Origin of the sequence: Roseovarius sp. (assembly GCF_965277045.1) — a bacterium.
Lineage (GTDB): Bacteria > Pseudomonadota > Alphaproteobacteria > Rhodobacterales > Rhodobacteraceae > Roseovarius.
Window position 1 is genome coordinate 1,102,078 of sequence record NZ_OZ255712.1, and the last position, 22,197, is coordinate 1,124,274.

The 22,197-nt window shown below is 64.9% G+C and carries 27 protein-coding genes and 1 tRNA gene; 13 read left to right on the plus strand and 15 right to left on the minus strand.

Annotated elements, in window-relative coordinates; all coding sequences use genetic code 11:
* The first annotated feature begins 16 nt into the window (after positions 1–16).
* Genes ACQY4V_RS05395 through ACQY4V_RS05405 form a run of 3 tightly spaced genes read left to right on the plus strand, consistent with a single transcriptional unit; the run spans position 17 to position 1,438 of the window.
* The gene (locus ACQY4V_RS05395) at positions 17–751 is read left to right on the plus strand and encodes a heme ABC transporter permease (protein WP_057793604.1); all 735 of its coding nucleotides are present in this window, start codon (positions 17–19) and stop codon (positions 749–751) included.
* Positions 751–906: a heme exporter protein CcmD gene (gene ccmD / locus ACQY4V_RS05400; protein ID WP_428515859.1), complete on the plus strand. Its 156-nt coding sequence runs from the start codon at positions 751–753 to the stop codon at positions 904–906. Before ACQY4V_RS05395 ends, ccmD begins: the two co-directional genes overlap by 1 nt.
* On the plus strand, positions 899–1,438 hold the full coding sequence (locus tag ACQY4V_RS05405) for a DsbE family thiol:disulfide interchange protein (RefSeq protein WP_428515860.1): 540 nt from the start codon (positions 899–901) through the stop codon (positions 1,436–1,438). The genes ccmD and ACQY4V_RS05405 overlap by 8 nt, the downstream gene beginning before the upstream one ends.
* Positions 1,439–1,445: 7 nt before the next feature.
* On the opposite strand, the gene ACQY4V_RS05410 is transcribed toward ACQY4V_RS05405, so the two are convergent.
* Positions 1,446–1,583, minus strand: coding sequence for a hypothetical protein (locus tag ACQY4V_RS05410; protein WP_428515861.1), 138 nt, complete (start codon positions 1,581–1,583; stop codon positions 1,446–1,448).
* Between the two features lie 209 nt (positions 1,584–1,792).
* Here ACQY4V_RS05410 and ACQY4V_RS05415 point away from each other — a divergent pair, with 209 nt between their 5' ends.
* Positions 1,793–2,875, plus strand: a complete 1,083-nt coding sequence (locus ACQY4V_RS05415) for an ABC transporter ATP-binding protein (RefSeq protein WP_428515862.1) — start codon at positions 1,793–1,795, stop codon at positions 2,873–2,875.
* Between the two features lie 3 nt (positions 2,876–2,878).
* Here ACQY4V_RS05415 and ACQY4V_RS05420 read toward each other — a convergent pair whose 3' ends face one another.
* The 3 genes from ACQY4V_RS05420 to purB form a co-directional block, all read right to left on the minus strand.
* On the minus strand, positions 2,879–3,952 hold the full coding sequence (locus ACQY4V_RS05420) for a flagellar motor switch protein FliG (RefSeq protein WP_428515863.1): 1,074 nt from the start codon (positions 3,950–3,952) through the stop codon (positions 2,879–2,881).
* A 125-nt stretch (positions 3,953–4,077) separates the two neighbouring features.
* A complete protein-coding gene (locus tag ACQY4V_RS05425; RefSeq protein ID WP_428515864.1) occupies positions 4,078–4,245 on the minus strand; it encodes a hypothetical protein in 168 nt (55 codons plus the stop codon).
* 108 nt (positions 4,246–4,353) lie between these two features.
* The gene (gene purB / locus ACQY4V_RS05430) at positions 4,354–5,661 is read right to left on the minus strand and encodes an adenylosuccinate lyase (protein ID WP_428515865.1); all 1,308 of its coding nucleotides are present in this window, start codon (positions 5,659–5,661) and stop codon (positions 4,354–4,356) included.
* A gap of 55 nt (positions 5,662–5,716) precedes the next feature.
* Here purB and ACQY4V_RS05435 point away from each other — a divergent pair, with 55 nt between their 5' ends.
* Positions 5,717–6,157 carry a DUF6314 family protein gene (locus ACQY4V_RS05435; protein WP_428515866.1) on the plus strand — a complete coding sequence of 147 codons (441 nt, stop codon included), beginning with the start codon at positions 5,717–5,719 and terminating at the stop codon, positions 6,155–6,157.
* Between the two features lie 193 nt (positions 6,158–6,350).
* Here ACQY4V_RS05435 and ACQY4V_RS05440 read toward each other — a convergent pair whose 3' ends face one another.
* The 6 genes from ACQY4V_RS05440 to ACQY4V_RS05465 all read right to left on the minus strand — a co-directional run bounded on the left by ACQY4V_RS05440 (position 6,351) and on the right by ACQY4V_RS05465 (position 11,741).
* Positions 6,351–7,067, minus strand: coding sequence for a hypothetical protein (locus tag ACQY4V_RS05440; RefSeq protein WP_428515867.1), 717 nt, complete (start codon positions 7,065–7,067; stop codon positions 6,351–6,353).
* 180 nt (positions 7,068–7,247) lie between these two features.
* Positions 7,248–7,682 carry a glyoxalase superfamily protein gene (locus ACQY4V_RS05445; RefSeq protein ID WP_428515868.1) on the minus strand — a complete coding sequence of 145 codons (435 nt, stop codon included), beginning with the start codon at positions 7,680–7,682 and terminating at the stop codon, positions 7,248–7,250.
* Between the two features lie 189 nt (positions 7,683–7,871).
* Positions 7,872–8,687 (minus strand): lytic murein transglycosylase, encoded by an 816-nt coding sequence (locus tag ACQY4V_RS05450; protein WP_428515869.1) that lies wholly within the window; start codon positions 8,685–8,687, stop codon positions 7,872–7,874.
* 193 nt (positions 8,688–8,880) lie between these two features.
* The gene (locus ACQY4V_RS05455) at positions 8,881–9,744 is read right to left on the minus strand and encodes a hypothetical protein (protein WP_428515870.1); all 864 of its coding nucleotides are present in this window, start codon (positions 9,742–9,744) and stop codon (positions 8,881–8,883) included.
* 215 nt (positions 9,745–9,959) lie between these two features.
* Positions 9,960–11,366 (minus strand): type I glutamate--ammonia ligase, encoded by a 1,407-nt coding sequence (gene glnA / locus ACQY4V_RS05460; RefSeq protein ID WP_152492091.1) that lies wholly within the window; start codon positions 11,364–11,366, stop codon positions 9,960–9,962.
* Positions 11,367–11,402: 36 nt separating this feature from the next.
* Positions 11,403–11,741, minus strand: coding sequence for a P-II family nitrogen regulator (locus tag ACQY4V_RS05465; protein WP_103764005.1), 339 nt, complete (start codon positions 11,739–11,741; stop codon positions 11,403–11,405).
* Positions 11,742–11,909: 168 nt separating this feature from the next.
* Here ACQY4V_RS05465 and ACQY4V_RS05470 point away from each other — a divergent pair, with 168 nt between their 5' ends.
* On the plus strand, positions 11,910–13,454 hold the full coding sequence (locus tag ACQY4V_RS05470) for an NAD(P)H-hydrate dehydratase (protein ID WP_428515871.1): 1,545 nt from the start codon (positions 11,910–11,912) through the stop codon (positions 13,452–13,454).
* Positions 13,455–13,495: 41 nt separating this feature from the next.
* Here the strand turns inward: ACQY4V_RS05470 and ACQY4V_RS05475 are convergent, their stop codons facing one another.
* Positions 13,496–13,903 carry a Hint domain-containing protein gene (locus ACQY4V_RS05475; RefSeq protein ID WP_428515872.1) on the minus strand — a complete coding sequence of 136 codons (408 nt, stop codon included), beginning with the start codon at positions 13,901–13,903 and terminating at the stop codon, positions 13,496–13,498.
* A gap of 253 nt (positions 13,904–14,156) precedes the next feature.
* On the opposite strand from ACQY4V_RS05475, the gene ACQY4V_RS05480 reads away from it, so the two are divergent.
* The 5 genes from ACQY4V_RS05480 (at position 14,157) to tig (ending at position 17,607) form a co-directional block, all read left to right on the plus strand.
* Positions 14,157–14,241: transfer RNA gene (locus ACQY4V_RS05480), tRNA-Leu, on the plus strand.
* 138 nt (positions 14,242–14,379) lie between these two features.
* A complete protein-coding gene (locus tag ACQY4V_RS05485) occupies positions 14,380–14,832 on the plus strand; it encodes a hypothetical protein (RefSeq protein WP_428515873.1) in 453 nt (150 codons plus the stop codon).
* 11 nt (positions 14,833–14,843) lie between these two features.
* Entirely contained in the window at positions 14,844–15,413 is a 570-nt protein-coding gene (locus ACQY4V_RS05490; RefSeq protein ID WP_428515874.1) for a hypothetical protein, read from the plus strand.
* The gene (locus ACQY4V_RS05495; protein ID WP_428515875.1) at positions 15,413–16,042 is read left to right on the plus strand and encodes an SCO family protein; all 630 of its coding nucleotides are present in this window, start codon (positions 15,413–15,415) and stop codon (positions 16,040–16,042) included. The genes ACQY4V_RS05490 and ACQY4V_RS05495 overlap by 1 nt, the downstream gene beginning before the upstream one ends.
* A gap of 236 nt (positions 16,043–16,278) precedes the next feature.
* On the plus strand, positions 16,279–17,607 hold the full coding sequence (gene tig, locus ACQY4V_RS05500) for a trigger factor (RefSeq protein WP_428515876.1): 1,329 nt from the start codon (positions 16,279–16,281) through the stop codon (positions 17,605–17,607).
* A 468-nt stretch (positions 17,608–18,075) separates the two neighbouring features.
* Here tig and rplI read toward each other — a convergent pair whose 3' ends face one another.
* From rplI to rpsF, 3 genes are read right to left on the minus strand one after another with little or no spacing between them, the layout of a single operon-like run.
* Complete coding sequence (gene rplI / locus ACQY4V_RS05505; protein WP_428515877.1) at positions 18,076–18,720, minus strand: 50S ribosomal protein L9; 645 nt, start codon at positions 18,718–18,720, stop codon at positions 18,076–18,078.
* Positions 18,721–18,732: 12 nt separating this feature from the next.
* Positions 18,733–18,960 (minus strand): 30S ribosomal protein S18, encoded by a 228-nt coding sequence (rpsR, locus tag ACQY4V_RS05510; protein WP_093029287.1) that lies wholly within the window; start codon positions 18,958–18,960, stop codon positions 18,733–18,735.
* 26 nt (positions 18,961–18,986) lie between these two features.
* Complete coding sequence (gene rpsF, locus ACQY4V_RS05515; protein WP_152492099.1) at positions 18,987–19,343, minus strand: 30S ribosomal protein S6; 357 nt, start codon at positions 19,341–19,343, stop codon at positions 18,987–18,989.
* Positions 19,344–19,600: 257 nt separating this feature from the next.
* Between rpsF and ACQY4V_RS05520 the strand changes: the two genes are divergently transcribed.
* Together ACQY4V_RS05520 and ACQY4V_RS05525 are read left to right on the plus strand one after the other, a co-directional pair.
* Positions 19,601–20,086 carry a hypothetical protein gene (locus ACQY4V_RS05520; RefSeq protein WP_428515878.1) on the plus strand — a complete coding sequence of 162 codons (486 nt, stop codon included), beginning with the start codon at positions 19,601–19,603 and terminating at the stop codon, positions 20,084–20,086.
* Positions 20,087–20,218: 132 nt separating this feature from the next.
* Positions 20,219–20,797, plus strand: coding sequence for a YceI family protein (locus ACQY4V_RS05525; RefSeq protein WP_428515879.1), 579 nt, complete (start codon positions 20,219–20,221; stop codon positions 20,795–20,797).
* Positions 20,798–20,912: 115 nt separating this feature from the next.
* Here the strand turns inward: ACQY4V_RS05525 and ACQY4V_RS05530 are convergent, their stop codons facing one another.
* Positions 20,913–22,196 (minus strand): cytochrome b/b6 domain-containing protein, encoded by a 1,284-nt coding sequence (locus ACQY4V_RS05530; RefSeq protein WP_428515880.1) that lies wholly within the window; start codon positions 22,194–22,196, stop codon positions 20,913–20,915.
* Between the last annotated feature and the right edge of the window lies 1 nt (position 22,197).

Genomic DNA, 22,197 nt, shown 5'->3' on the forward strand with positions numbered 1-22,197 from the left:
CGAGGAGGTCACACGCGTGGCATCATTGTGGGAATACGCCAACCCGAAGAAGTTCATCGACACGACGGACAAGGTTCTGCCGTGGGTGTCGGTGCTGGCGGTGCTGTGCCTGGCGACGGGGCTGATCTGGGGCTTTTTCTTCACGCCGGATGACTTCCGGCAGGGCTCGACCGTCAAGATCATCTACCTGCACGTGCCAAGCGCGCTGATGGCGATAAACGCGTGGATCATGATGCTGGTGGCGTCGCTGATCTGGGTCGTGCGGCGGCACCACGTGAGCGCATTGGCGGCCCGCGCGGCCGCACCCGTGGGCGTGGTGATGACGGTGATCGCGCTGGCGACGGGGGCGATCTGGGGACAGCCGATGTGGGGCACTTGGTGGGCGTGGGACCCGCGGCTGACGTCGTTCCTGATCCTGTTCCTGTTCTACCTCGGCTATATCGCCCTGTGGGAAGCCATCGAGAATGACGACACGGCGGCCGACCTGACCGCGATCCTGTGCATCGTGGGGTCGGTCTTTGCCCTGCTGAGCCGCTACGCAGTGCTGTTCTGGAACCAGGGGCTGCACCAGGGGGCGTCGCTGAGCCTGGACAAGGAAGAGAACGTGGCGGATGTGTTCTATTTCCCGCTGCTGGTCAGCATCGCGGGGTTCGTGTTCCTGTTCATCGCGCTGGTGTTCCTGCGCACGCAGACGGAAATCCGGGCGCGGCGGATGCGGGCGCTTTTGGCCCGCGATCGGATGGAGGCGTGATGCCGGAGCTTGGAAAATACGCCGAGGCGGTGCTGTCGTCCTATGCGGTATCGCTGGTGCTGCTGATCGCGCTGGTCGCGCTGAGCTGGCGGCGGTCCGTGCGCGTCAAGAACGCGCTGAAAGACGTTGAAAGAAAGCGGAAAACGGATGTCTAAGACCTCGTTCCTGATGGTGTTGCCGCCGGTGATCTTCGCGGCGCTGGCCGCGGTGTTCTATATCGGGATGCAGCGTGAGGATCCCGATGCGCTGCCCTCGGCCATCGAGGGCAAGCCGGCGCCTGCGGTTGTGCTGACCGCGCTGGAGGGCAAGACGCCCTTTGACGATGCCGACCTGCGCAGCGGGGGCGTGAAGCTGTTGAATTACTGGGCCAGCTGGTGTGCACCCTGTCGGGTGGAGCACCCGCACCTGACGGCGCTGGCCGAGGAAGGGATCACGATCTACGGCGTGAATTACAAGGACCAGCCGGGCAACGCCCTGAAATTCCTGAACGAGTTGGGGGACCCTTACACGGCCATCGGCGCCGATCAGACCGGGCGGATGGCGCTGGACTGGGGGCTTTACGGGGTGCCGGAAACCTACGTGATCGACGGGGAGGGCCGGGTGGTGCTGCGCTTTCCGGGGCCGATCACGCAGCGTGTCATGGACAGCCAGATCCGCCCTGCGATCGAACGCGCGCAGGGCGGCTGAGGCCGGTTTACTTTTCGCAGGTCTGCGCGGTGGTGGCCTGTTCCCCGAGGGGGCAGGCCGGGCGTGTATCCGGGCCGGCCAGGGCGCCGGTTATGGCCAGAAGGGCGATCAGGGCGACCTGTATCGCGATCAGGTATTTCCGCATCGGTAGGCTCCGTCGTTTTTTTGTCGTTGCTGCTCGTTAGTACGATTCAGATAGGCCCAGTCGTCGCGCCGCGATAGTCAGGATTTCCTCCGCTTGGCACACTTTCGCGTGTTTGCCGTGGTGGCGGCGGTATCTTGCGCGGACCATGCGGGATTGCTATTTGCGACATCAAGTCCGACGCATTCAGTCGGGAAAAAGAAGAGGCAGACGTGCAAGATGTGATTCCGCGCCTTGAGACAAGGAACTTGGTGCGCCGTTACGACGGGCGCACGGTGGTGGACGACGTCTCGCTGTCCGTGCTGCCGGGGCAGGTGACGTGCCTTCTGGGGCCGTCGGGCTGTGGCAAGTCGACGACGCTGCGGATGATCGCGGGCGTCGAGATGCAGGATTCGGGCGAGATCTGGGTCGACGGCAAGCTGGTCTGCGACACGGTGTACCGCGTGCCGCCGGAGCGGCGGCATATCGGGCTGATGTTCCAGGATTTCGCGCTGTTTCCCCACCTGCGGGTGGGCGAAAACGTGGCATTCGGTCTGAGCGGAACGGCGGATGACAAAGCCGTCCGGGTCGCCGAGTTGCTGGAGCGCGTGGGGCTGGGCGGCTACGCGCAGAATTTTCCGCACGAGCTGTCGGGAGGCGAGCAGCAGCGTGTGGCGCTGGCCCGCGCGCTGGCGCCGCGCCCCAGCATCATGCTGATGGACGAGCCGTTCTCGGGCCTCGACAACCGGCTGCGCGACGGGATCCGGGACGAGACGCTGGATATCCTGCGCGAGCAGGACACCGCCGTGCTGCTGGTGACGCACGAGCCGGAAGAGGCGATGCGGATGGCCGACACGATCGCGCTGATGCGCGATGGCCGGATCGTGCAGCAGGGCGCGCCCTACAACATCTACAACGCCCCGGCGGATGGTGCGGCGGTGTCGTTCTTCAGCGACGTCAACGTGGTGCGCGGCGAGGTGAATGGCGCGCTGGCGCAGACCCCCTTCGGTCAGTTCCTCGCGCCCGGCGTGCCCGATGGCCAGGCGGTGGAGATCGTCGTGCGGCCGCAGCATGTGAAGCTGGATTTCGACCGCGCGGGCAAGGGCCCGGCGCCCACGATCAGCGACGGCACGGCGGTGCGCGGGGTGGTGAAGCGGGCGCGGTTCATGGGCGGCGAAAGCCTGGTGGAATTCGACATGGCGTTCGGCGGGCCGCGCTTCAAGGTGACGGTGCCGGCGGTCTTCCTGCCCAAGAACGGCACGGCGATGTGGCTGACCATTCGCCGCGACAAGTGTTTCATCTTCCCTGTGGACTGAGCCTCAGGCGTTTTCCTCTTCATCGTCGTCCGGGACGATCAGCTGCAACTCGCCGCTGGCCTCGAGCGTGCGGATGACGTTGACCACATCGGTCATCGCCGCCTCGCCGTCCTTGGGTTTCACCTTGCCCAGGGCCTCGACCTCTTCGCGCAGGGCGTCGGCCATGCGTTTCGACATGTTCTCGAGGATGAAATCGGCGGACGCCCTGGTGTCCTCCGCGGTCCGGGCGTGGGCCAGCGCCTGAACCAGCGCGGCCTGGTCCACGTCCCGCGTGATCTTGGGCACGTCGATCGGGTTGAGCCGGTCGGCGATGTTGACGAAGGTGAAGATGGCCTTGCGCACCTTGGCGGCAAAGCTTTCATCGCTTTCGTCGAGGCCGATCAGAACATCGTCGCGGGTGGCGGCGGGGGAGAAGTTGAGGATCGCGCCCACGCGGTCCACCGCGCTGTCGGGAAAGGCGGTTTCCGGCACGTTGTGAAGCTGGGCGGCAAGCGACAGGCCGATCCGGTCCACGGCATCGGGCGTCACCGCGCCGGTCTGGGACATGGCGACGGCGATGCGGCGGGCGGTGTCGCCCGGCAGCTTGCCCAGGAGTTCGGCGGCGCGGGCCACGTCGAGCTTGGAGAGCAGAACGGCGGCCACCTCGGTGCTTTCGGATTGCAGTATGTCCAAGAGGTCGTCGGTGTCGGCGGTGCGCACCTGCTCCCACGGCTCGCCGAACTGGCGCACGCCGGCCTCCTTGCGCAGGCGTGAGGCTGTTTGCGGGCTGATGCGGCCATCCAGGGCGGTGAGTGCCCCGGCCATGCCACGCGGGAAGGTCAGGCCCATCGCCTCGACCTCGGAGGCGAATTCGGCCACGACGTCGGCCAGGGTGGAGCGGTCGACATAGCGCATCGTGCCCATCTGCTGGGTCAGCCGGCGCTGCAACTCGTCGGGCAGGTCCTGAAGCGGCACATCCGCGCCTTCGTTGATGAGAAAGCGCACGATGATCGCGGCCTTCTGCCGGCGGGTCAGCTGGGCCGCCGCGTTTGCGGACGGCCCCGGAAGCGCCAGTTGCCCAAAATTGCTGCTGCTCATTCCAGTCCCCGGATGTCGTGCCGGCAAACTAGGGCGGGAGTGGTGAACAAACCGATAAAGCTAAAATTAGAAACGGCGCCGCCCGGTCCCGGGAGCGCCGCCTCGACTTGGGATATGTGCGCCGGTCAGCTCATGGTCTGTTCGACGCAGGTGCCGGACGCGCGGTCCCACACCATGCCTTCGGCGCAGGAGGCGGCCTGTTGGGCCTTGCCGGGGCACATCGCGGCGGCGGACAGGGTGGTACCCAGAACGAGGGCGAGGGACGTCAGAATGGTCTTGGTCTTGGACTTCATGGATTGAACTCCTTTTTTTCCCCAGAGCCCGAATGGTAACACGAAACCGGCGTCAGACCAGTCTTTCGGCGCGATCCCGTTGGCGCGTCAGCGGTTCTGCCCGGAAATTCAGCTTTCCCCGAAGACGCGGGTGAAGATCGTGTCGACATGCTTGGTGTGGTAATCCATGTCGAATTTCTCTTCGATCTGATCGGTGCCGAGGGCGGCGACCACATCGGCGTCGGACAGAAGTTCCTCTTTGAAATCCGTGCGTTGTTCCCAGACCTTGAGGGCGTTGCGCTGGACCATGGCGTAGGCGTCCTCGCGGCTGACGCCGGCTTGCGTCAGGGCCAGAAGGACGCGTTGGGACATCACGAGGCCCGGAAACTTGTTCATGTTTTCCAGCATGTTCTCGGGGAAGATGATCATCTTGTCGACGACGCCGGTGAGACGGGCGAGGGCGAAATCGAGTGTCACGGTGGCGTCGGGGCCGATCATGCGTTCGACCGAGGAATGCGAGATGTCGCGCTCGTGCCAGAGGGCCACGTTTTCCATTGCCGGAATCACCGCCATGCGGACGAGGCGGGCAAGACCCGTCAGGTTCTCGGTCAGGACCGGGTTCTTCTTGTGCGGCATGGCGGACGAGCCTTTCTGGCCCATCGAGAAGAATTCGGCGCCTTCCAGAACCTCGGTGCGCTGCATGTGGCGGATTTCAATGGCGACGTTCTCGATGGACGAGGCTATGACGCCTAGGGTGGCGAAGAAGGCGGCGTGACGGTCGCGGGGGATGACCTGCGTGCTGATGGGTTCGGGCGTGAGGCCCAGTTGCGCGCAGACATGCTCTTCGACGCGCGGGTCGATATTGGCAAAGGTGCCCACCGCGCCGGAGATGGCGCCGGTGGCGACCTCGGCCCGGGCGCTGCGCAGGCGGGTCAGGTTGCGGTCCATCTCGGCGTAAAAACGCGCGAAGGTGAGGCCCATGGTCGTGGGCTCGGCGTGGATGCCGTGGGAGCGGCCGACGCGCAGGGTCATCTTGTGCTCGAAGGCGCGTTTCTTGAGGGCGGCGAGAAGGTCTTCCATGTCGGCGATCAGCAGGTCGGCGGCGCGCACCAGCTGGACGTTCAGGCAGGTGTCGAGGACGTCAGACGAGGTCATGCCCTGGTGGACGAAGCGGGCTTCCTCGCTTCCAACATGCTCGGCCAGGTGGGTGAGGAAGGCGATGACGTCATGCTTGGTCACGGCCTCGATCTCGTCGATGCGGGCGACGTCGAATTCCACATCCTTGGCCTTCCACACGGCTTCGGCATTCTCGCGCGGGATCACGCCAAGGTCGGCCATGGCGTCGCAGGCATGGGCCTCGATCTCGTACCAGATGCGGAACTTGGTGGCGGGTTCCCAGATGGCGACCATGTCGGGGCGGGAATAGCGAGGGATCATGCGAACGGACCTTTGGATTGAATGGGTGTCGGGCGCGGTTTAGACGGAGGAACGGGTGGCGGCAAGACGGGCGTGGCGATTGGTACCGGAACTGGCAGATTTCGAAGGGGCGTGGCGGCTGGAGCGTGACGTGGTGCACGCGGGCGCGGCGCCGGCGCGGTTCGAGGGTGAGGCGCGTTTTGCCCCGGGGCTGGGCGGGCTGGTCTATCGCGAGGCGGGCGTGCTGAGCATGGCCGGGCAACCGCCGATGCGGGCCGAGCGGGGATACATCTGGCGGGCGCGCCCGGGCGGCGGGATCGACGTGGCGTTCGAGGATGGCCGGTTCTTTCATAGCATCACCGAAAGCGGCGCGGCGCAGCACTGGTGCGACCCGGACATGTACGAGGTTCGCTACGATTTCGCGGACTGGCCGGAGTGGAGCGCGCGGTGGCAGGTGCGCGGGCCGCGCAAGGCGTACCGGATGGTCAGCAGGTTCTTCCGCATGACAAGGCCGTGAAGGCGAACAACACGCCTTATTTCGGCCAAATTGTTTCGCCATAAGAGACAATAGCAAAAACAAGAGCCGGGCGGGCATGGCAGCCGACCCGAGCCAGGCACAGAATAAAGCCGGATACAGAGGCTTCATACAGGCAGGGCGGCACCCGAGGGTGCCGCCCGTTTCACTGCGACCTGCACCGGAGCAGGGGTGTTCAATTGTCGCCAGTGATGTCCCGTAGCATGGAATAGGTGAAGAGAAACGCGCCCAGGGGCGGCGTAATGAGCATGATCGACAGCGCCATGGTGTGCACGGTCAGGCGCAGCGGCTTGGTGGGCGCGGCGCGCTTGAGGAGCCAGTCCGGCGCGGAGGTGGTCAAGCCGGGCACGTCCTCGGACAGGATGATGTCGAAGCGCTCCTCGACCGGGGGGTGCGATGATGCGCCGGGCGCGTCGGGCCGGGGCCGCGTGTCGAGGTTGGCCAGGCTGGCGGGCAAGGCGACGGGGGAGGACTGGCGCAGAAGGTCGTAGAGCGACAGGACGAGGTCGTGATCGACCGTTTCCGGGGTCTCGCCGCGCATGATCGCGTCGTAGGGCATGTCCTCCTTGATGCGGTAGACCAGCCGGTCGGCGAGATGCGCGTAGGAGACGGCGAGTAGGTCGTCGCACTTCTGCGCGTCGGGCGGGGCACCCACGGCCAGCACAAGATGCGCGTAGCGATCCTGTGGGCTTGGCGGCAGAAGGGCGATGGCGATGCGGACGCCGATGCGGTCGATCATCGCGACGCCGTCCTCCACCCAGCTGATCCGGCGCGGCTGGGCGTCGGTGCCTTGCAGCATTCCGTCGATGGCCCGCACGATGTCGGCGGCCTGCGCCGCGGGCGCGCGGCGATAGCTGAACAGAGCGATGGAGGCCTGATGATCTTGGAACATTCTCTTTCCGCGGTGAACGGTTTTTGCGACAATCGGGGAGAGTTTTACGAATAGGGAGCAACTGCGTTCGGCGTTGGAAGAAACTGCGGCAAAATCATGAAGGTCGTCCCGTATCGAGGACTAATGGCTTGAATAAAAGAAGCATGCCGCGCCTGTCGGTGGCGCGGCACGCAGGATCTGTCAGGGCAGGTCCAGCACGACGTGAGGCTGTCCGTCGGACGTTTTCTCGACAGTGCGGCCGGTGGGACCGAGGGTGCAGGACACCTGGCGGCGCAGCGAGCTGAACCGGGGGGAATCGACCACGTCGACAGGGGTGTCGAAGGCGATGGTCAGTTCGACATGATCCGGCCCCTTGGCCCTGGCCGACCTGACGGTGCCGGCAAAGGCGTGGCCCAGGTAGCGCCCCGAGACGCGCTGGCCGAGGGTCCAGGCGCAGCGGCCCGGGGGCGCGGCGGCCCCGGACAGGGTGTTCCAGTCGCGGTAGCCCCATTGATGCGCCAGGTGTTCCAGCGCGGCGGAGTGGCTGACCGGGGTTCCGGCGCGTGCGAGAGTGTCACGAAGTTTGCGCGCATGCTCTTTGAGCACGTCGCGCGACGGCAGGATGGTCTGTGTCATTGCAGTTTTCCCAGATGGGGCGAAATCGGATCGGCAGGGCCCGCGTTGCTGCCCGGTCGAAGCCCCGGGTCAATGCAATGATCTGTCAGGGCTTCACCATGGCGCGACGGCCTGCGAGCGGCGGGGGCCTGACACCCCGTGAATGCCGCAGATAGGCAGGCCGTGCGGTCGCGTCAAGCCCCGGGGCCGTCAGCCGTCGATCTTGGCCGCCATTATGGCGATGGCCTGTTGATAGACGGTGGCCGCGTTCCACTGCTTGATGACGTTGAAATTGGGCTGGCCCTGCTGGTAGCCGGCACCCGGACGCCAGCCCTTCTGGCGCAGGAAATTGGCGGTCGAGACCAGCGCGTCGGCCTGGTTGTAGAAATCCACCCGCCCGTCGCCGTTGCCGTCGACACCGTAGGCCAGTGCGTTGCCGGGCAGGAACTGGGTATGGCCCAGCTCGCCATGCTTGGCGCCGCGCGTGTTGAGGGTGATCGAGCCGCGATCCACCAGCTTCAGCGCGCCGATGGCGTGGGGGCGGAAGAAATCGGAGCGGCGGCAATCGTAGGTGAGCGTGACGATGGCCGAGACGACCGAGCTGTCGCCCATGAAACCGCCAAAGCCGGTCTCCATGCCGTGGATGGCGATGATGACCCCTGCGGGCACGCCGTAATTCTGTTCGATCCAGTTGTAGAAACCGGGGTTCTGCGCCTTACGCTTGCGGCCCTGGGAGATGATCGTGTTGGCGCCGCGCACCTGCATGAACTTGTCGAGCGAGTAGCGGAAGCTTTTCTGGTTGCGGTCGGCTGCGATGGTGCCGGAGGCATAGCTGGTCTGGGCCAGCGCCTGGAGGCCGCGTTGCCCCACGCCCGCGGCCTGGGCCTGCTGGGCGAAGCCCGATTTCCATTGTTCGAACCCGCTGGCGTTATTGCCGCACTGGGCATGGGCCGCCGTTCCGGCGGTCAAGGTGGCGGCGCCGGCGACGGCAAGCGCAAGAAAACGGGATTTGAGTTTCAAAGACATTGAGCAGCTCCAGGTCAGACAAGCGAGATGTTAGCCGAGCCGGACAGGGGAACAAAGTCAATTCTCCAAGAGGTTCGGCACATCGGAACGGGCGTTCAGCGAGGGCCCGTCCGGGACAACAACGGTCGATCGGGCGGGTGTGTTCCGCAAAGATGCCTCCTGCGCTTTATCCGTCGGGCGGGAGGCGGGCCGGTCAGCCCAGAACGGACTGGATCACCTGCGCGGCGGCGGCGGTGGCGCCGTTCGCCTGAAGCGACACGAAGAGCCCCGACAGCGCCGCCGCCTGTCCGGCGAGGCGCAGGTTCTCACCCTTGACCAGATTGATGATCACAAGCGCCACACCGACCGGCAGTGCGATGCAGGCCACCGCAAGGGACAAAAGCCAGGCCGACAGGCGCAGGCGATCGGTCTCTTCGGCGATGTTCTCGATGGCGGGGGCGACCATCTGCGGCGTGTCTTCTATAATGCCCTCGGATTCGCCCAAGAAATCCTTCGAGGGCAGGACCGGCAATTCCGGCGGGGGCGTGCGTTCGAGCTGTTCGTCCAGCCTGCTGTGCAGTTCGCCTATTCCGGTCAGGGCGCTGCGGGCGCGCAAGGTCTGGTCTCTGAGCGTGTCGGCTTCGGGCGCATCGCAGGCCGCAGGCTCGCGGGCCTCGCAGACCTCTTCGGCTGAGAGGAGCGCCTCTTGCTCGACCCATTGCAGGTGGGTCGGGCGCAGGTGATCGCTGAGGTCGATGGCCACGCGCGCCAGAACGGCGTCGATCGCCGGGCCGGAGTCGGGTGCCGCCGGGTCCCGTCGGCAGACGTCGATCCGCAGCAGGGTGTTCGCCTCTTCCTCCAGGCCGGGCAGCACGACATTGTCGCTGAGTGTCAGGCAGACCCGGTATTGCTCGGTCTCGACCCCGGCGTCCCGGTCGGACAGAAACCCGAGCGACCGGACGTCCTCGCAAAGGCCTTTCAACGCCTCGGCGGTGCGCGTGACCGCATCCAGGAGGTCGATCGATTTCTCTTCCATGAAGATCAGCCCCGCCATGACGCGGTTGTCGCTCTGTGCCATCTTTCACTCCCCGGTTGTTCACTCTCACGCGTAGATCATCCGAAGAGTTAGTGGAGACAGTGTGTTTCAAATATGAAACCGATTGGGCACTTTTCGGAAACGGGCGGGATTCCGCCTGTTTGAGGCAGTTTTTTCGCGTGATTTCCGAAGGGCAGGACAAAAAAACGGGCGCCTTCCAAAAAAGGCGCCCGCGTCGTTGCAGGATGTCTGCCGGATCAGCAGCTGTAATACATGCCGAATTCCACCGGGTGTGGCGTGTGTTCGTACTTTTCGATCTCTTCCATCTTGAGCTCGATATAGCCGTCGATCTGGTCCTTGGTGAACACGTCACCGGCCAGCAGGTAGTCGTGATCGGCCTGAAGTTCCTGCATGGCTTCGCGCAGGCTGCCGCAGACGGTCGGGATGCCTTCCAGCTCTTCGGCGGGCAGATCGTAGAGGTTCTTGTCCATCGCCTCGCCCGGGTCGATCTTGTTCTTGATGCCGTCGAGACCGGCCATCAGGAGCGCGGCAAAGCACAGGTAGGGGTTTGCCGACGGGTCGGGGAAACGGGCCTCGACGCGCTTGGCTTTCGGCGACTCGGTCCATGGGATCCGGACGCAGCCCGAGCGGTTGCGGGCCGAGTAGGCGCGCAGCACGGGGGCCTCGAAGCCGGGGATCAGGCGCTTGTAGCTGTTGGTCGACGGGTTGGTGAAGGCATTGAGCGATTTGGCGTGCTTCAGGATGCCGCCGATGTACCACAGGGCCTCGTCCGACAGGTCGGCGTACTTGTCGCCGGCAAAGAGCGGCTTGCCGTCTTTCCAGATCGACATGTTGACGTGCATGCCGGTGCCGTTGTCGCCCGCGATGGGCTTGGGCATGAACGTGGCCGACTTGCCGTAGGCGGCGGCGACGTTGTGGATGACGTACTTGTACTTCTGCAGCTCGTCGGCCTGTTTGGTCACGGTGCCGAAGATCAGGCCAAGCTCGTGCTGGCACGACGCCACCTCGTGGTGGTGCTTGTCGACCTTCATGCCCAGACGCTTCATGGTCGAGAGCATTTCCGAGCGGATGTCCTGCGCCTCGTCGGTGGGGTTCACCGGGAAATAGCCGCCCTTGACGCCCGGACGGTGGCCCATGTTGCCCATCTCGTACTCGGTGTCGGTGTTCCAGGAGGCGTCGATCGCGTCGACCTCGTAGGAGACCTTGTTGATCGAGTTGGAGAAGCGCACGTCGTCGAAGAGGAAGAATTCCGCTTCGGGGCCCATGAAGGCGCTGTCGCCGATGCCGCTGGATTTCAGGTAGGCCTCGGCCTTTTCGGCGGTGCCGCGCGGGTCACGCTCATACGCTTCGCCGGTGTCGGGCTCGACGATCGAGCAATGCACGCAGATGGTTTTCTCGGCATAGAAGGGGTCGATGTAGCCGCTGGTCGTGTCGGGCATCAGTTTCATGTCCGAGGCTTCGATCGATTTCCAGCCGGCGATCGAGGAGCCGTCGAACATGAAGCCTTCTTCGAGGAAATCCTCGTCGACCTCGTCGGCGATGACCGTCACGTGCTGCAGCTTGCCGCGCGGGTCGGTGAAACGGATGTCGACATATTCGACCTCCTCGTCCTTGATCGTCTTGAGCAGATCTTTTGCGCTCATGTCCATTGATCCCTTCGTTGTGGTTCCAGGTGTAGATTAAAGCGCGTCCGAACCGGATTCGCCGGTGCGGATGCGGATGGCTTGTTCGACGGGGCTGACGAAGATCTTGCCGTCGCCGATCTTGTCGGTCTTGGCGGCATCGACGATGGCCTCGATCGCGGCGTCGACCTGATCGTCGTCCAGCACGACGTCGATCTTCACCTTGGGCAGGAAGTCGACCACGTACTCGGCACCGCGATAAAGTTCGGTGTGGCCTTTCTGGCGGCCGAAGCCCTTGACCTCGATCACCGAGAGGCCCTGCACACCCACCTCCTGAAGCGCTTCCTTGACTTCATCGAGCTTGAAGGGCTTGATGATCGCCTCGATTTTTTTCATGGGTCGACTCCTCCGACTGACTTGCGGGATTTGAAGATCATTTCTGTTAACGCGGCACAATCGGATAGGGGGTTTGGGCAGGCATGTGGCAGGGTGATAAATTTGCGTGATTAAAATTTAGGCAAAATGCCCGAATTTTGCGCTGAAATGAATCGAAGTGAGGCGGGAATGACCGAATTGCTGACCGCGGCCCGGATGCGAGCCGTCGAAGAGGCCGCGATGACGTCCGGCAAGGTGACCGGGCCGGAGCTGATGGAGCGCGCCGGGCGCGGCGTGGTCGAGGCGGTGTTCGAGGAATGGCCCGATCTGGCCGCGACGTCGCACCGGGCGGTGGTTCTGTGCGGGCCGGGGAATAACGGTGGCGACGGGTTCGTGGTGGCGCGGCTGTTGCACGAACGGGGCTGGGATGTCGAACTGTTCCTTTTCGGCGATCCCGAAAAGCTGCCGCCCGATGCGAAGACGAATTGCGCGCGGTGGGCGCAGATGGGCGCGGTTGGCGACATGATCCGTGACATCGGGCATGGGTGCGCGCCGCACCTCTTGGTGGATGCGGTGTTCGGAACCGGATTGTCCCGGCCGGTGGAGGGGAGGCTTGCGCAGGTTCTGGCAACGTTCGATGGGTTTCGCGACTCGCAGGAGGGGCGCACCGTGGCGGTGGACGTCCCGTCCGGGCTTTGCGCCGACAGCGGCCGTGCCCTGGGCGCGTGCGCCAGGGCCGACCTGACGGTCACGTTCCATGCGGCAAAGCCGGGGCACCACCTGTCTCGCGGGCCGCACCAGTCGGGAAAGTTGAGGGTCAAGGGCATCGGGCTGGAGCCGGGGGCGGGCGCCGACGACGTGGTGCGCTTGGTCGAGAGGCCTTGCAGCGGTCATCTGGAGAAGCGCGCGGAACGACACAAATACGGCCACGGTCACGCGTTGGTTCTGTCGGGCGGCGCGGGGCGCACCGGGGCCGCACGATTGGCGGCGCGCGGGGCGCTGCGGATCGGGGCGGGGCTGGTGACGCTGGGGGTGCCGCCCTCCGCGCAGATGGAAGCGGCCTGCCAGGTGACGTCGATCATGCTGGCCCGGGTCGTAGGCGGCGACGGGCTGGCAGACGTCTTGCAGGATGAGCGTTTGAGCGCGGTCTGCCTGGGGCCGGGGCTGGGCGTGGAGCGGGCGCTGGAGCTGGTGCCCGTCGCGTTGGCGCGTGGCGGGGTGGAGCCTCGCCCGACGGTCTTGGATGCGGATGCGCTGACGGCGTTTGCCGAAGCGCCCGACGAGCTGTTCGGGATGTTGCACGCGGCGTGCGTGCTGACGCCCCACGGCGGCGAATTTGCCCGGCTTTTTCCCGATATCGTGGAGCGGTTGGACGCGACGCCGGTGACAGGCCCGGCCTATTCCAAGGTGGATGCGACGCGGGATGCCGCGGCGCGGGCCGGCTGCGTGGTGCTCTTCAAGGGTGCGGACACCGTGATTGCTGCGCCGGACGGGCGGTGCAGCATCAACTCCGCGCAGTATGACCGTGCGGCGCCATGGCTGGCGACGGCCGGGGCGGGAGACGTTCTGACCGGCTTCATCGCGGGGCTTCTGGCGCGGGGGGTGGAGCCGATGCAGGCGGCGGAGGCCGCCGCCTGGCTGCACGTGGAATGCGCGCGCAGTTTCGGCCCCGGCCTGATCGCGGAGGACCTGCCGGAGGAACTGCCCAAGGTGCTGCGGGACGTGGCCGGCTGAGAGGTCCCGGGTCAGGCCCGGGACACGTGAGGGACGGGGGGTCAGGCCGCTCGGGACAGCGCCGCGATATCGGCCGTGCTGGCCACTTCGAGCCCGTCGACATAGAGCACGTGTGGCGTGTCGAACTCGAGGGTGAAGAGCGTCATCTCGGCCTCGCCCTCGTCGGTGATGAATTCGCCGTCGACCAGTTGCGACACCGCGGCCACGGCCCGTTTTGCGCCGAACATCGCCTCGGCCCGCCAGTCGCGGATCAGCAGGAGTTGTCCCGCGGGCAACAGCACGTCGCGCACCGGGCGCGTATGGCCGAGCGAGCCGGCCTGCACGCGGATGGCGCGGGTCCGCAGGGTGGCCGACGCGACGCCGCGCAGCACCGCCATGCCGGTGTCGCGCGTGATCACGCGGTCGCCGGGCCGAAGATCCTCGACTGCTTTCTCTCCGTCCAATGTCATGACGATGGCACCTGCGGCAAAGCCGCTGGCCTGCACTCTGGCTCCGGACGGGTTGGTCCCGCCTGTGCCCCCGACCGTTTTCGGTTCCATGGGCTATCTCGCTCTGTTTTCTGCCTCAGATTGTTGGACAGCTTACGTTAACATTTCGCATATGTCGCGCTTTTTGTTCAGGTTCGGGGACGATTTAGAGCGCGTGTTGCCCGACACTTTCCCCTCGCATCCCTTCACGGGCTTTGCTAAGACCCGGCTCGATGCGGGTGTGGCGGAATTGGTAGACGCACCAGATTTAGGTTCTGGCGCCGCAAGGCGTGGGGGTTCAAGTCCCTTCACCCGCACCATTCCCCCTTGAAATGAACGTCACGCACGGGCGCGGCGCGCGTCATCACCGGGTCTTTCCGAAAATGTGATTGGACGCGTGATCGGGTCCCGGGGCCTAATCGGCGTGTTCAGGGATCAAGTCATCGGAGGATCATGGAATGAAGCGAATTTGGGTGAGTGTGGCGCTGGCCTGTTCGGCCCCGGTCTCGGCAATTGCCGCCGAGGGCGAGCGGGTGGGGGTCAGGGGCGAGATCATCGACACCTGGTGCTATTATTCCGGCGTCATGGGCGGGCCCGAGGCGGTGGTCGGCACGGCGCATCACACCTGCGCGCTGTGGTGCTCGGCAGGGGGCATCCCCGTGGGGCTCCTGGGCGAGGATGGCGAAGTCTACATGGTTCTCAAGATCGAGGGCGACGACGCCTCGGCCAGCGGGGACACCCAACTGCGGCTGGCGAGCCACGAGGTGACGGCGGACGGCATGCTCTACCGGCGCGACGGGCTGAATTACCTGGTGGTCGAGGAGGTGGTGACCGATCACGGCATCACCAACCTGAGCCACGACATCTATGGCCCGGTGCCGGGCTTTGCCATCCCCGAGCCGGCGGAATGAGGAGTGTGACCATGAAACGGATTGCCATGACAACGGCCGTGCTTTGCCTGGGCCTGCCCGCGGCGGCGCAGGATTTCTCGGACGGCTCCGAGGCGAAGACCTGGAACCTCGCCGCCGAGACACCGGCGCGGTTCGAGGCGACGGTGGTGGACATGCTGTGCGAATTGACCGGCGACTGCGCCGAGGATTGCGGCGGGGGCAAGCGGCAGCTGGGGCTCTTGCGGTCGGTCGACGGGGTGCTGGTCTATCCGAACAAGAACAATCAGCCCGCCTTTACCGGCGCGGCGCTGGAACTAGCGCCGTACTGTGGTGCAGAGGTCGAGGTGGACGGGCTGATGATCGAGGACCCGGAGCTGGGGGCCACGAATATCTACCTTGTGCAGAAGATCCGCGAGGTCGGCGAAAGCGAATGGGTCACCGCCAACAGTTGGACGAAGAAATGGGCTGAGGCGCATCCGGATGCCGGGGGGAAGGGACCGTGGTTCCGGCGCGATCCGAGGGTGAACGGCATGATCGAGGAAAGCGGGTACCTGGGGCTGGGGCTGGAGGCGGACGCGGCCTTTATCGAGGAGTGGTTCTGATGCGGGGCAGGCTTGCCGCCGCGACGTTTCTGCTGGCGGCTGCGGCGCAGGCCCATGACGGCGAGGACCACGGGCCGGGCGCGAAGGCTTTGCCCGACGACCGGCTGGCGGCGGCGCTGAAGGAGGCGCCGGTCGCGCTGCCGTGGAAGGTTGGCGGGCCGTTCGAACTGGTCGACCACACCGGACGGGTGCGGACGCAGGCCGATCCCGAGGGTCGGCATCAGCTCTTGTTTTTCGGCTATGCCAATTGCCCGGGGATCTGCAGCGCGGCGCTGCCACTCATGGCGGACGCGGTGGCGGAACTGGAGGCGGACGGCGTCGAGATGGCGGCACTGGTGGTGACGATCGACCCCGAACTGGACACGGTCGAGACGATGGGGCCGTCGCTGGCGAAGGTGTCAGACGATTTGCTGGGCCTGACCGGCACGCCCGAGGCGCTGGACGTGGCCTATGACGCGTTCCGGGTGGAGTTCGAGCACCTGTTCGACGATCCCGAACACGGGCCGATCTACAGTCACGGCAGTTTCATCTACCTGCTGGACCCCGCGGGCGAGGTGCTGACACAGGTGCCGCCCGTCCTGCCGCCCGAGCAGGTGAGCGCCATTGTGCGGAAATACTTGGGAGGGTGAGAGGTCCCGGATCAAGTCCGGGACGGGTTGGTGTTAGGTGGCTGGGAGGTCCCGGATCAAGTCCGGGACGAGTTGGTGCGAGGTGGTGGGAGGTCCCCGGGTCAGGCCCGGGACGGAGGCTTGGCGCGGAGGCGCCAAGACTCCGCTTGCACGCCACAGCCACCATCAATAGATAGCCGGAGTGATTTTGACCGCCGCGGACGCCTCCGCGGCCTTTTTGCAATGGAAGGACGAACATGCAGGTCACAGAGACGCTCAATGAAGGGCTGAAACGCGGCTACAAGATGACACTGTCGGCCAAGGAGCTGGACGACAAGGTCATGGACAAGCTGAAAGAAGCGCAACCCGATGTCGAGATGAAAGGGTTCCGCAAGGGCAAGGTGCCGCTGCCACTGCTGAAAAAGCAGTTCGGCGAGCGTGTCATGGGCGAGGCCATGCAGGAAGCTGTCGACGGCGCCATGAGCCAGCACTTCGAGGACAAGGGCGAGCGCCCCGCGGCCGAGCCGGCCGTCAAGATGGTCAACGAAGACTGGAAACCGGGCGACGATGTCGAGGTCGAGATGACCTACGAGGCGCTGCCGGACATCCCCGAGGTGGACCTGTCCAAGGTGAAGGCCGAGAGGCTGGTCGTGAAAGCCGGTGACGCGGAAGTCGACGAGGCGCTGCAGAACCTGGCGTCCAGCGCGCAGGACTTCAAGGACCGCAAAAAGGGCACCAAGGCCAAGGATGGCGACCAGGTCACGATCGATTTCGTGGGCCGTGTCGACGGCGAGGCCTTCGAGGGCGGCAGCGCGGAGGATTACCCGCTGACGCTCGGTTCCAACAGCTTCATCCCCGGCTTCGAGGAACAGCTGGTCGGCGTGAAGGTGGACGAGGAGAAGGTGGTCAAGGTCAGCTTCCCCGAGGAATATCAGGCGCCGCACCTAGCGGGCAAGGATGCCGAGTTCACTTGCACCGTGAAGGCGGTGAAGGAGCCCGTGGCGGCCGAGATCGACGATGCGCTGGCCGAGAAGTTCGGCGCCGAGAGCTTGGATGCGCTGAAGGAACAGATCGCCGAGCGGCTGGAAGCCGAGTACGCGGGTGCGGCCCGCGCGGTGATGAAGCGCGGCATCCTGGATCAACTGGACGGGCTGGTCAGCTTTGACCTGCCGCCGAGCATGGTGGAGGCGGAAGCCAACCAGATCGCGCACCAGCTGTGGCACGAGGAAAACCCGGATGTCGAAGGGCATGACCACCCCGAGATCGAGCCGACGGACGAGCACAAGGTCCTGGCCGAGCGCCGCGTGCGTCTGGGCCTGTTGCTGGCCGACCTGGGCCAGAAGGCCGAGGTCGAGGTGACCGACCAGGAAATGACGCAGGCCGTCATGGAGCAGGCGCGGCAATATCCGGGGCAGGAGCGCGAATTCTTCGAGTTCGTGCAGAAGAACCCGCAGATGCGCCAGCAACTGCGCGCGCCGATCTTCGAGGACAAGGTCATCGACCATATCGCCAGCGAGGCCGAGATAACCGAGAAAGAGGTGTCGAAGGACGAGTTGGAGAAAGAGGTCGAGAAGCTGGAAGACTGAGGTCTGCCGGATTCGTGATCAGGGGAGGGCCGTCCGGTGGGGCGGCCCTTTTTTGTTGAGCCAGGCGACGGGTCGGAGCGGAATGTTTGCTCTGAGCCCTTGCGAGTCATTCGTGTTGGGCACCCAGCCGGTTAACAGCCGCGAAGCGGCCCGGCCATCGTCAGCCCCTCCCTTGGGCTGGCGATTTGGGGAGGCTGGGTGCAACGATCATTCTGAGGATGTGTTTGGCAGACATAAAGTGCTTCTTAACTGCCGTCGGATCGCCACCCCAGGGGCTGACGATTGCCTCCGTCGTGAACGGCAGAAAAGTCTCGCATAGCTGACCCGGGACCTCTTGAGGCAGGAGATCCCGGATCGGGTCCGGGATGACGTCCGCGGATTGTCGTCGCCTCCGCGACGCCTGATGGCAAAAGAAAAAGGCCGCCCACACGCGGTGGGCGGCCCCGGGTCGCGGCGATATGCCTGCGCTTACTTGTCTTCACTCTCGTCGTCCGAGCCGGTGTCGTCCGACGCGGTCTCTTCCTCGACGGCCTCGGCCAGATCGTCGTCTTCGGAGGCGGCGGCGCCGATGTCGTCGAACAGCTCGGCGATTTCGAAATCGGCGGCTTCCTCTTCCTCGGCGGCCACGTCCTGGATGGTGCGGCCAGACGCCTGAAGCTCGGCCTCTTCAGGCGAGCGGGCGACGTTGAGGACGATATGCGCCTCGACCTCGGGGTGCAGGTGCACCTCGACGTCATGCAGGCCCAGCGTCTTGATCGGCTGACGGATCAGGACCTGCTTGCGGTCGACCGAGTAGCCCTCTTCGGTGGCGACGGCGGCGGCGTCACGGGTCGAGACCGAGCCGTAGAGGTTGCCGCCATCGGAGGCCTGGCGAATCACGATGAACTGCTGGCCGTCGAGACGGGACGCCAGGGCCTCGGCCTCTTTCTTGGAGTCCAGATTGCGCGCCTCGAGCTGTGCCTTCTGCTCTTCGAAGGAGGCGATGTTCTCTTTCGAGGCGGTCAGCGCCTTGCCTTGCAGCAGCAGGTAGTTGCGGGCGAAGCCGGGCTTCACCTCGACCACATCGCCCATCTGGCCCAGCTTGGCCACGCGTTCGAGAAGGATGACTTGCATGGGTCTTTCTCCTTATTTCACGGCGTAGGGCAGCAGGGCGAGGAAGCGGGCGCGCTTGATGGCGCGGGCCAGTTCACGCTGCTTCTTGGCCGAGACGGCGGTGATACGGGAGGGCACGATCTTGCCACGCTCGGAAATGTAGCGTTGCAGCAGCTTGGTGTCCTTGTAGTCGATCTTGGGTGCATCGTCGCCCGAGAAGGGGCAGACCTTGCGGCGACGGAAAAACGGTTTTGCAGCCATGGGTTAGTGTCCTTTCTTCAAGCCGATCAGGGGCGACGTTCGCGGCGGTCGCCACGCTCGTCACGTTTCTGCATCTGGACCGAGGGGCCTTCCTCGTGTTCGTCGACCCGGACGGTCAGAACGCGCATCACGTCCTCGTGCAGGCGCATCAGGCGTTCCATTTCCTGCACGGCTTCCGACGGGGCGTCGGTGCGCAGGAAGGCATAGTGGCCCTTGCGGTTCTTGTTGATCTTGTAGGCCATCGTCTTGACGCCCCAGTACTCGGATTCGACGATCTTGCCGCCGTTATCCGTGATCACGGTGCTGAAATGTTCGACAAGGCCTTCGGCTTGCGTGTTGGACAAGTCCTGACGCGAGATAAAAACATGCTCGTAGAGCGGCATGTGAATTCCACTTCTGTCTGGGCGCATTTCAAAGGCGGGCCTGAGGTCCTTTCGCGGCCCGTCCACGAGAGACTGCGCGGTTCGATATACGTGCGAAAGGAAGTGGGCGTATACGACGCATACATGCGCTTGGCAAGGGGGGTTGGAGGCCCTGAAATTGCCCGCGCTCTGCCCAGATGCAGACGAGGGTCTGCCCCATTTTGGTCGTGATTGCTGCGCAGTCTGGTCTCAATGCGGAACCGGGTTAGGACAGACCGATGACACATGCAATCGACGCGCGCTTTCAGAGCACGAAAACCGCAGAGGACAGCGCGGTGGCCGACGCACCCCAAGGCGCGGCGCGCCGGGCGCTGACCGCCTGTGCCGGAGCGGCGCTATGCATGTCGGCGGCCGGGCTTTGGCTGATGCCGTCGGAAGACGCGGCGATGCAACTGATCAAGCTTTTCGCCTCGGTCGTGATGCTGCTGGGGGGGCTGATCCTGTTCAATAGCCTGAACCGTGACGCGCCCGGGCCGGAGGTGCAGATCGACCCGGTGAAGCGCCAGCTGCGGATCTATGAATACGACGCCAAGGGCCGTTCGACCCTGAAGACCTGCCACGACATCGACGCGCTGCAGGAACTTTCCGTCAACCGGCGCAAGCTGCGGGCCCGCGATGCGTCCGGCGTTCTGGTGCTGGAAATGCCGCTCGGCTCGGACGAGGAGGCCAGCGCCATCCGCAGCGCGATGCCGCGCTCCAGCTGACACTGGGCCCGCCCGCGCCGGGCGGGGCTGTTCATCGTTCCACACGAAATGTTCAATTCTTGCGCCTTGCGTGATGCGTCAAATGCATCATCTTCCGTCGGGATATTCAACGCACCACGGAAGGAGCACTTCATGAAATCCATCGCATTCGCCACCTCGATGGCCCTCGCGGGCCTCGGCACCGCCGCACTGGCCGCGCCGGAGCAATACAACCTGGACCCCAGCCATAGCCAGGTGGTGTTCACCTACGAGCACCTGGGCTTTTCGACCACCTACAACGTCTTTACGGGGTTCGAGGGCGAGATCATGTTCGACCAGGAAGACCCGGCGAATTCCAGCGTCTCGGTCTCGATTCCGGTGATGTCGATGTATACCGGCTGGGAAAAGCGGCTGGAGCATTTCATGGGCGATGACTTTTTCGGGGCCGAAGAGGGAGACATGATCACGTTTACCTCGACCGGCATCGAGTTGACCGGCGACACGACCGCCGAGATCACAGGCGACCTGACGATGAATGGCGTGACCAAATCGGTCGTGCTGGACGCTGAATTGAACAAGGCCGATGCGCACCCGATGCAGGAAAAGCAATGGGCGGGGTTCGATGCCACGACCACGCTGATGCGCTCGGATTACGGGCTGGACTATGCCGCGCCGGCGGTCAGCGACGAGGTTCAGGTGATGATCTCGATCGAGGCCGAGAAGGCGGAATAAGCCAAAGCCGATATCCGGCAAGACAAAGGCCCGCATCCGAGGATGCGGGTCTTTTTCATGCTTGCAGGAGGCGAGGGAGGTCCGGGGTCAAGCCCGGGACGGGGAGTGACTTGCCCTAGCGTTCGGCGGTCAGCTCGAACCGGATATCGACGGAGGCGCCGACATTGCCCTCACTTTGTCCGCCGACCCCGAAATCGCGCCGGTCCACGGTCAGCCCGCCCGAGGCGGTGGCGGTGTCGCCGTCGATGGTGAGCTCAAAAGGCATTTCGACGGGAACGGAATTGCCCTTGATCGTTAGCGTGCCGGGGGCGACATGCCCGGCCTCGCGCGAGACAATGTCGGCAGAGAAGGTGGCAGTGGGATGGTCTTCGGCGGCGAGATAGTCAGAGCCCTTGGCGTCGCTGGTCACCGAGCCCAGCGTGAGCGAGGCGATGGTCACCGTCACGTCGACGGTGCCGTGCCTGCCTTCGCTGTCGGCGGTCTCGTCATAGACGATGTCGGCGGTCCAGTCCTCGAATTGGCCCGTCACCTCGGAGCCCATTTGAACCACTGTCAGGCCGAGAGTTCCGTCGGTGACGGTCCAGGCGTTTTCGGCGGTCACGGCTGGGGCGGTGGCGTCGGCGCTTTCGGTCTCTGCGCTGACGGTCTCGGCGGCCGGTTCGGCGGTGTCGGCCTCGGCGCTCTGAGCGGGTTCGGTTTCGTGCGAGAAATAGCCCAATGCGCTCCCCATGCCCAGGGCGGCGGCCCAGATCACCAGCGCGGCGACGGCGGGAAGGACATGCCCGGGCTGACGCACCGTCGGCTCCGCCGTGGTGCGACCCGGCAGCATCCGGCGCAGGGTGGCGTCGCGGTCGATCACATGATGCTTCAGCGCCCCGGCGACATGGGCGGCGAGACTGATCCACAGCACCCAGTTCAGAATATGGTGCAGGGAGGCGAAGGTATGGGCCAGGCTGTCATCCTTGGGCACGAAGGGCAGGGATTGCCCGAACGGCCACCAGATGGGCGCAAAGCCGGTGGTGGCAGCATGGTGGATCCAGCCGGTCAGCGGCACGGCCACCAAAGAGCCGTAGAGGAGCCAGTGCACTGTTTCGGCGGCCCGTGCCTCGACCGGCTTGTCGCCGTTCAGCAGGCCGGGCTTGGCCTGGCCCATCGCCCAGAGGATGCGCAGCAGGGCCACGAAGAAGACCGTGACGCCGATTGTCTTGTGCAGCGAGAACAGGAAGGCCGCGCGCGAGACGTCCGCGTCGGTGGTGGCGATGTCCGGGTTGCGGACCGCGTGGGCGAGGTCGTTGGCGAAAAGACCGAGCGGGATGGCCGAGAGAATCAGCAGCGCGGTCAGCCAGTGGAAGGTCTTGGTGACGGCACCGTAACGGTCGTGCGCATTGGCGAGGGGCATG

Coding starts and splice junctions, on each gene's coding strand:
- ccmD (WP_428515859.1), top strand. CDS start 751: ATGCCGGAGCTTGGAAAATACGCCGAGGCGGTGCTGTCGTCCTATGCG.
- ACQY4V_RS05405 (WP_428515860.1), top strand. CDS start 899: ATGTCTAAGACCTCGTTCCTGATGGTGTTGCCGCCGGTGATCTTCGCG.
- ACQY4V_RS05410 (WP_428515861.1), bottom strand. CDS start 1,583: ATGCGGAAATACCTGATCGCGATACAGGTCGCCCTGATCGCCCTTCTG.
- ACQY4V_RS05420 (WP_428515863.1), bottom strand. CDS start 3,952: ATGAGCAGCAGCAATTTTGGGCAACTGGCGCTTCCGGGGCCGTCCGCA.
- ACQY4V_RS05425 (WP_428515864.1), bottom strand. CDS start 4,245: ATGAAGTCCAAGACCAAGACCATTCTGACGTCCCTCGCCCTCGTTCTG.
- purB (WP_428515865.1), bottom strand. CDS start 5,661: ATGATCCCTCGCTATTCCCGCCCCGACATGGTCGCCATCTGGGAACCC.
- ACQY4V_RS05440 (WP_428515867.1), bottom strand. CDS start 7,067: ATGTTCCAAGATCATCAGGCCTCCATCGCTCTGTTCAGCTATCGCCGC.
- ACQY4V_RS05445 (WP_428515868.1), bottom strand. CDS start 7,682: ATGACACAGACCATCCTGCCGTCGCGCGACGTGCTCAAAGAGCATGCG.
- ACQY4V_RS05450 (WP_428515869.1), bottom strand. CDS start 8,687: ATGTCTTTGAAACTCAAATCCCGTTTTCTTGCGCTTGCCGTCGCCGGC.
- ACQY4V_RS05455 (WP_428515870.1), bottom strand. CDS start 9,744: ATGGCACAGAGCGACAACCGCGTCATGGCGGGGCTGATCTTCATGGAA.
- glnA (WP_152492091.1), bottom strand. CDS start 11,366: ATGAGCGCAAAAGATCTGCTCAAGACGATCAAGGACGAGGAGGTCGAA.
- ACQY4V_RS05465 (WP_103764005.1), bottom strand. CDS start 11,741: ATGAAAAAAATCGAGGCGATCATCAAGCCCTTCAAGCTCGATGAAGTC.
- ACQY4V_RS05470 (WP_428515871.1), top strand. CDS start 11,910: ATGACCGAATTGCTGACCGCGGCCCGGATGCGAGCCGTCGAAGAGGCC.
- ACQY4V_RS05475 (WP_428515872.1), bottom strand. CDS start 13,903: ATGACATTGGACGGAGAGAAAGCAGTCGAGGATCTTCGGCCCGGCGAC.
- ACQY4V_RS05485 (WP_428515873.1), top strand. CDS start 14,380: ATGAAGCGAATTTGGGTGAGTGTGGCGCTGGCCTGTTCGGCCCCGGTC.
- ACQY4V_RS05490 (WP_428515874.1), top strand. CDS start 14,844: ATGAAACGGATTGCCATGACAACGGCCGTGCTTTGCCTGGGCCTGCCC.
- ACQY4V_RS05495 (WP_428515875.1), top strand. CDS start 15,413: ATGCGGGGCAGGCTTGCCGCCGCGACGTTTCTGCTGGCGGCTGCGGCG.
- tig (WP_428515876.1), top strand. CDS start 16,279: ATGCAGGTCACAGAGACGCTCAATGAAGGGCTGAAACGCGGCTACAAG.
- rplI (WP_428515877.1), bottom strand. CDS start 18,720: ATGCAAGTCATCCTTCTCGAACGCGTGGCCAAGCTGGGCCAGATGGGC.
- rpsR (WP_093029287.1), bottom strand. CDS start 18,960: ATGGCTGCAAAACCGTTTTTCCGTCGCCGCAAGGTCTGCCCCTTCTCG.
- rpsF (WP_152492099.1), bottom strand. CDS start 19,343: ATGCCGCTCTACGAGCATGTTTTTATCTCGCGTCAGGACTTGTCCAAC.
- ACQY4V_RS05520 (WP_428515878.1), top strand. CDS start 19,601: ATGACACATGCAATCGACGCGCGCTTTCAGAGCACGAAAACCGCAGAG.
- ACQY4V_RS05525 (WP_428515879.1), top strand. CDS start 20,219: ATGAAATCCATCGCATTCGCCACCTCGATGGCCCTCGCGGGCCTCGGC.
- ACQY4V_RS05530 (WP_428515880.1), bottom strand. CDS start 22,196: ATGCCCCTCGCCAATGCGCACGACCGTTACGGTGCCGTCACCAAGACC.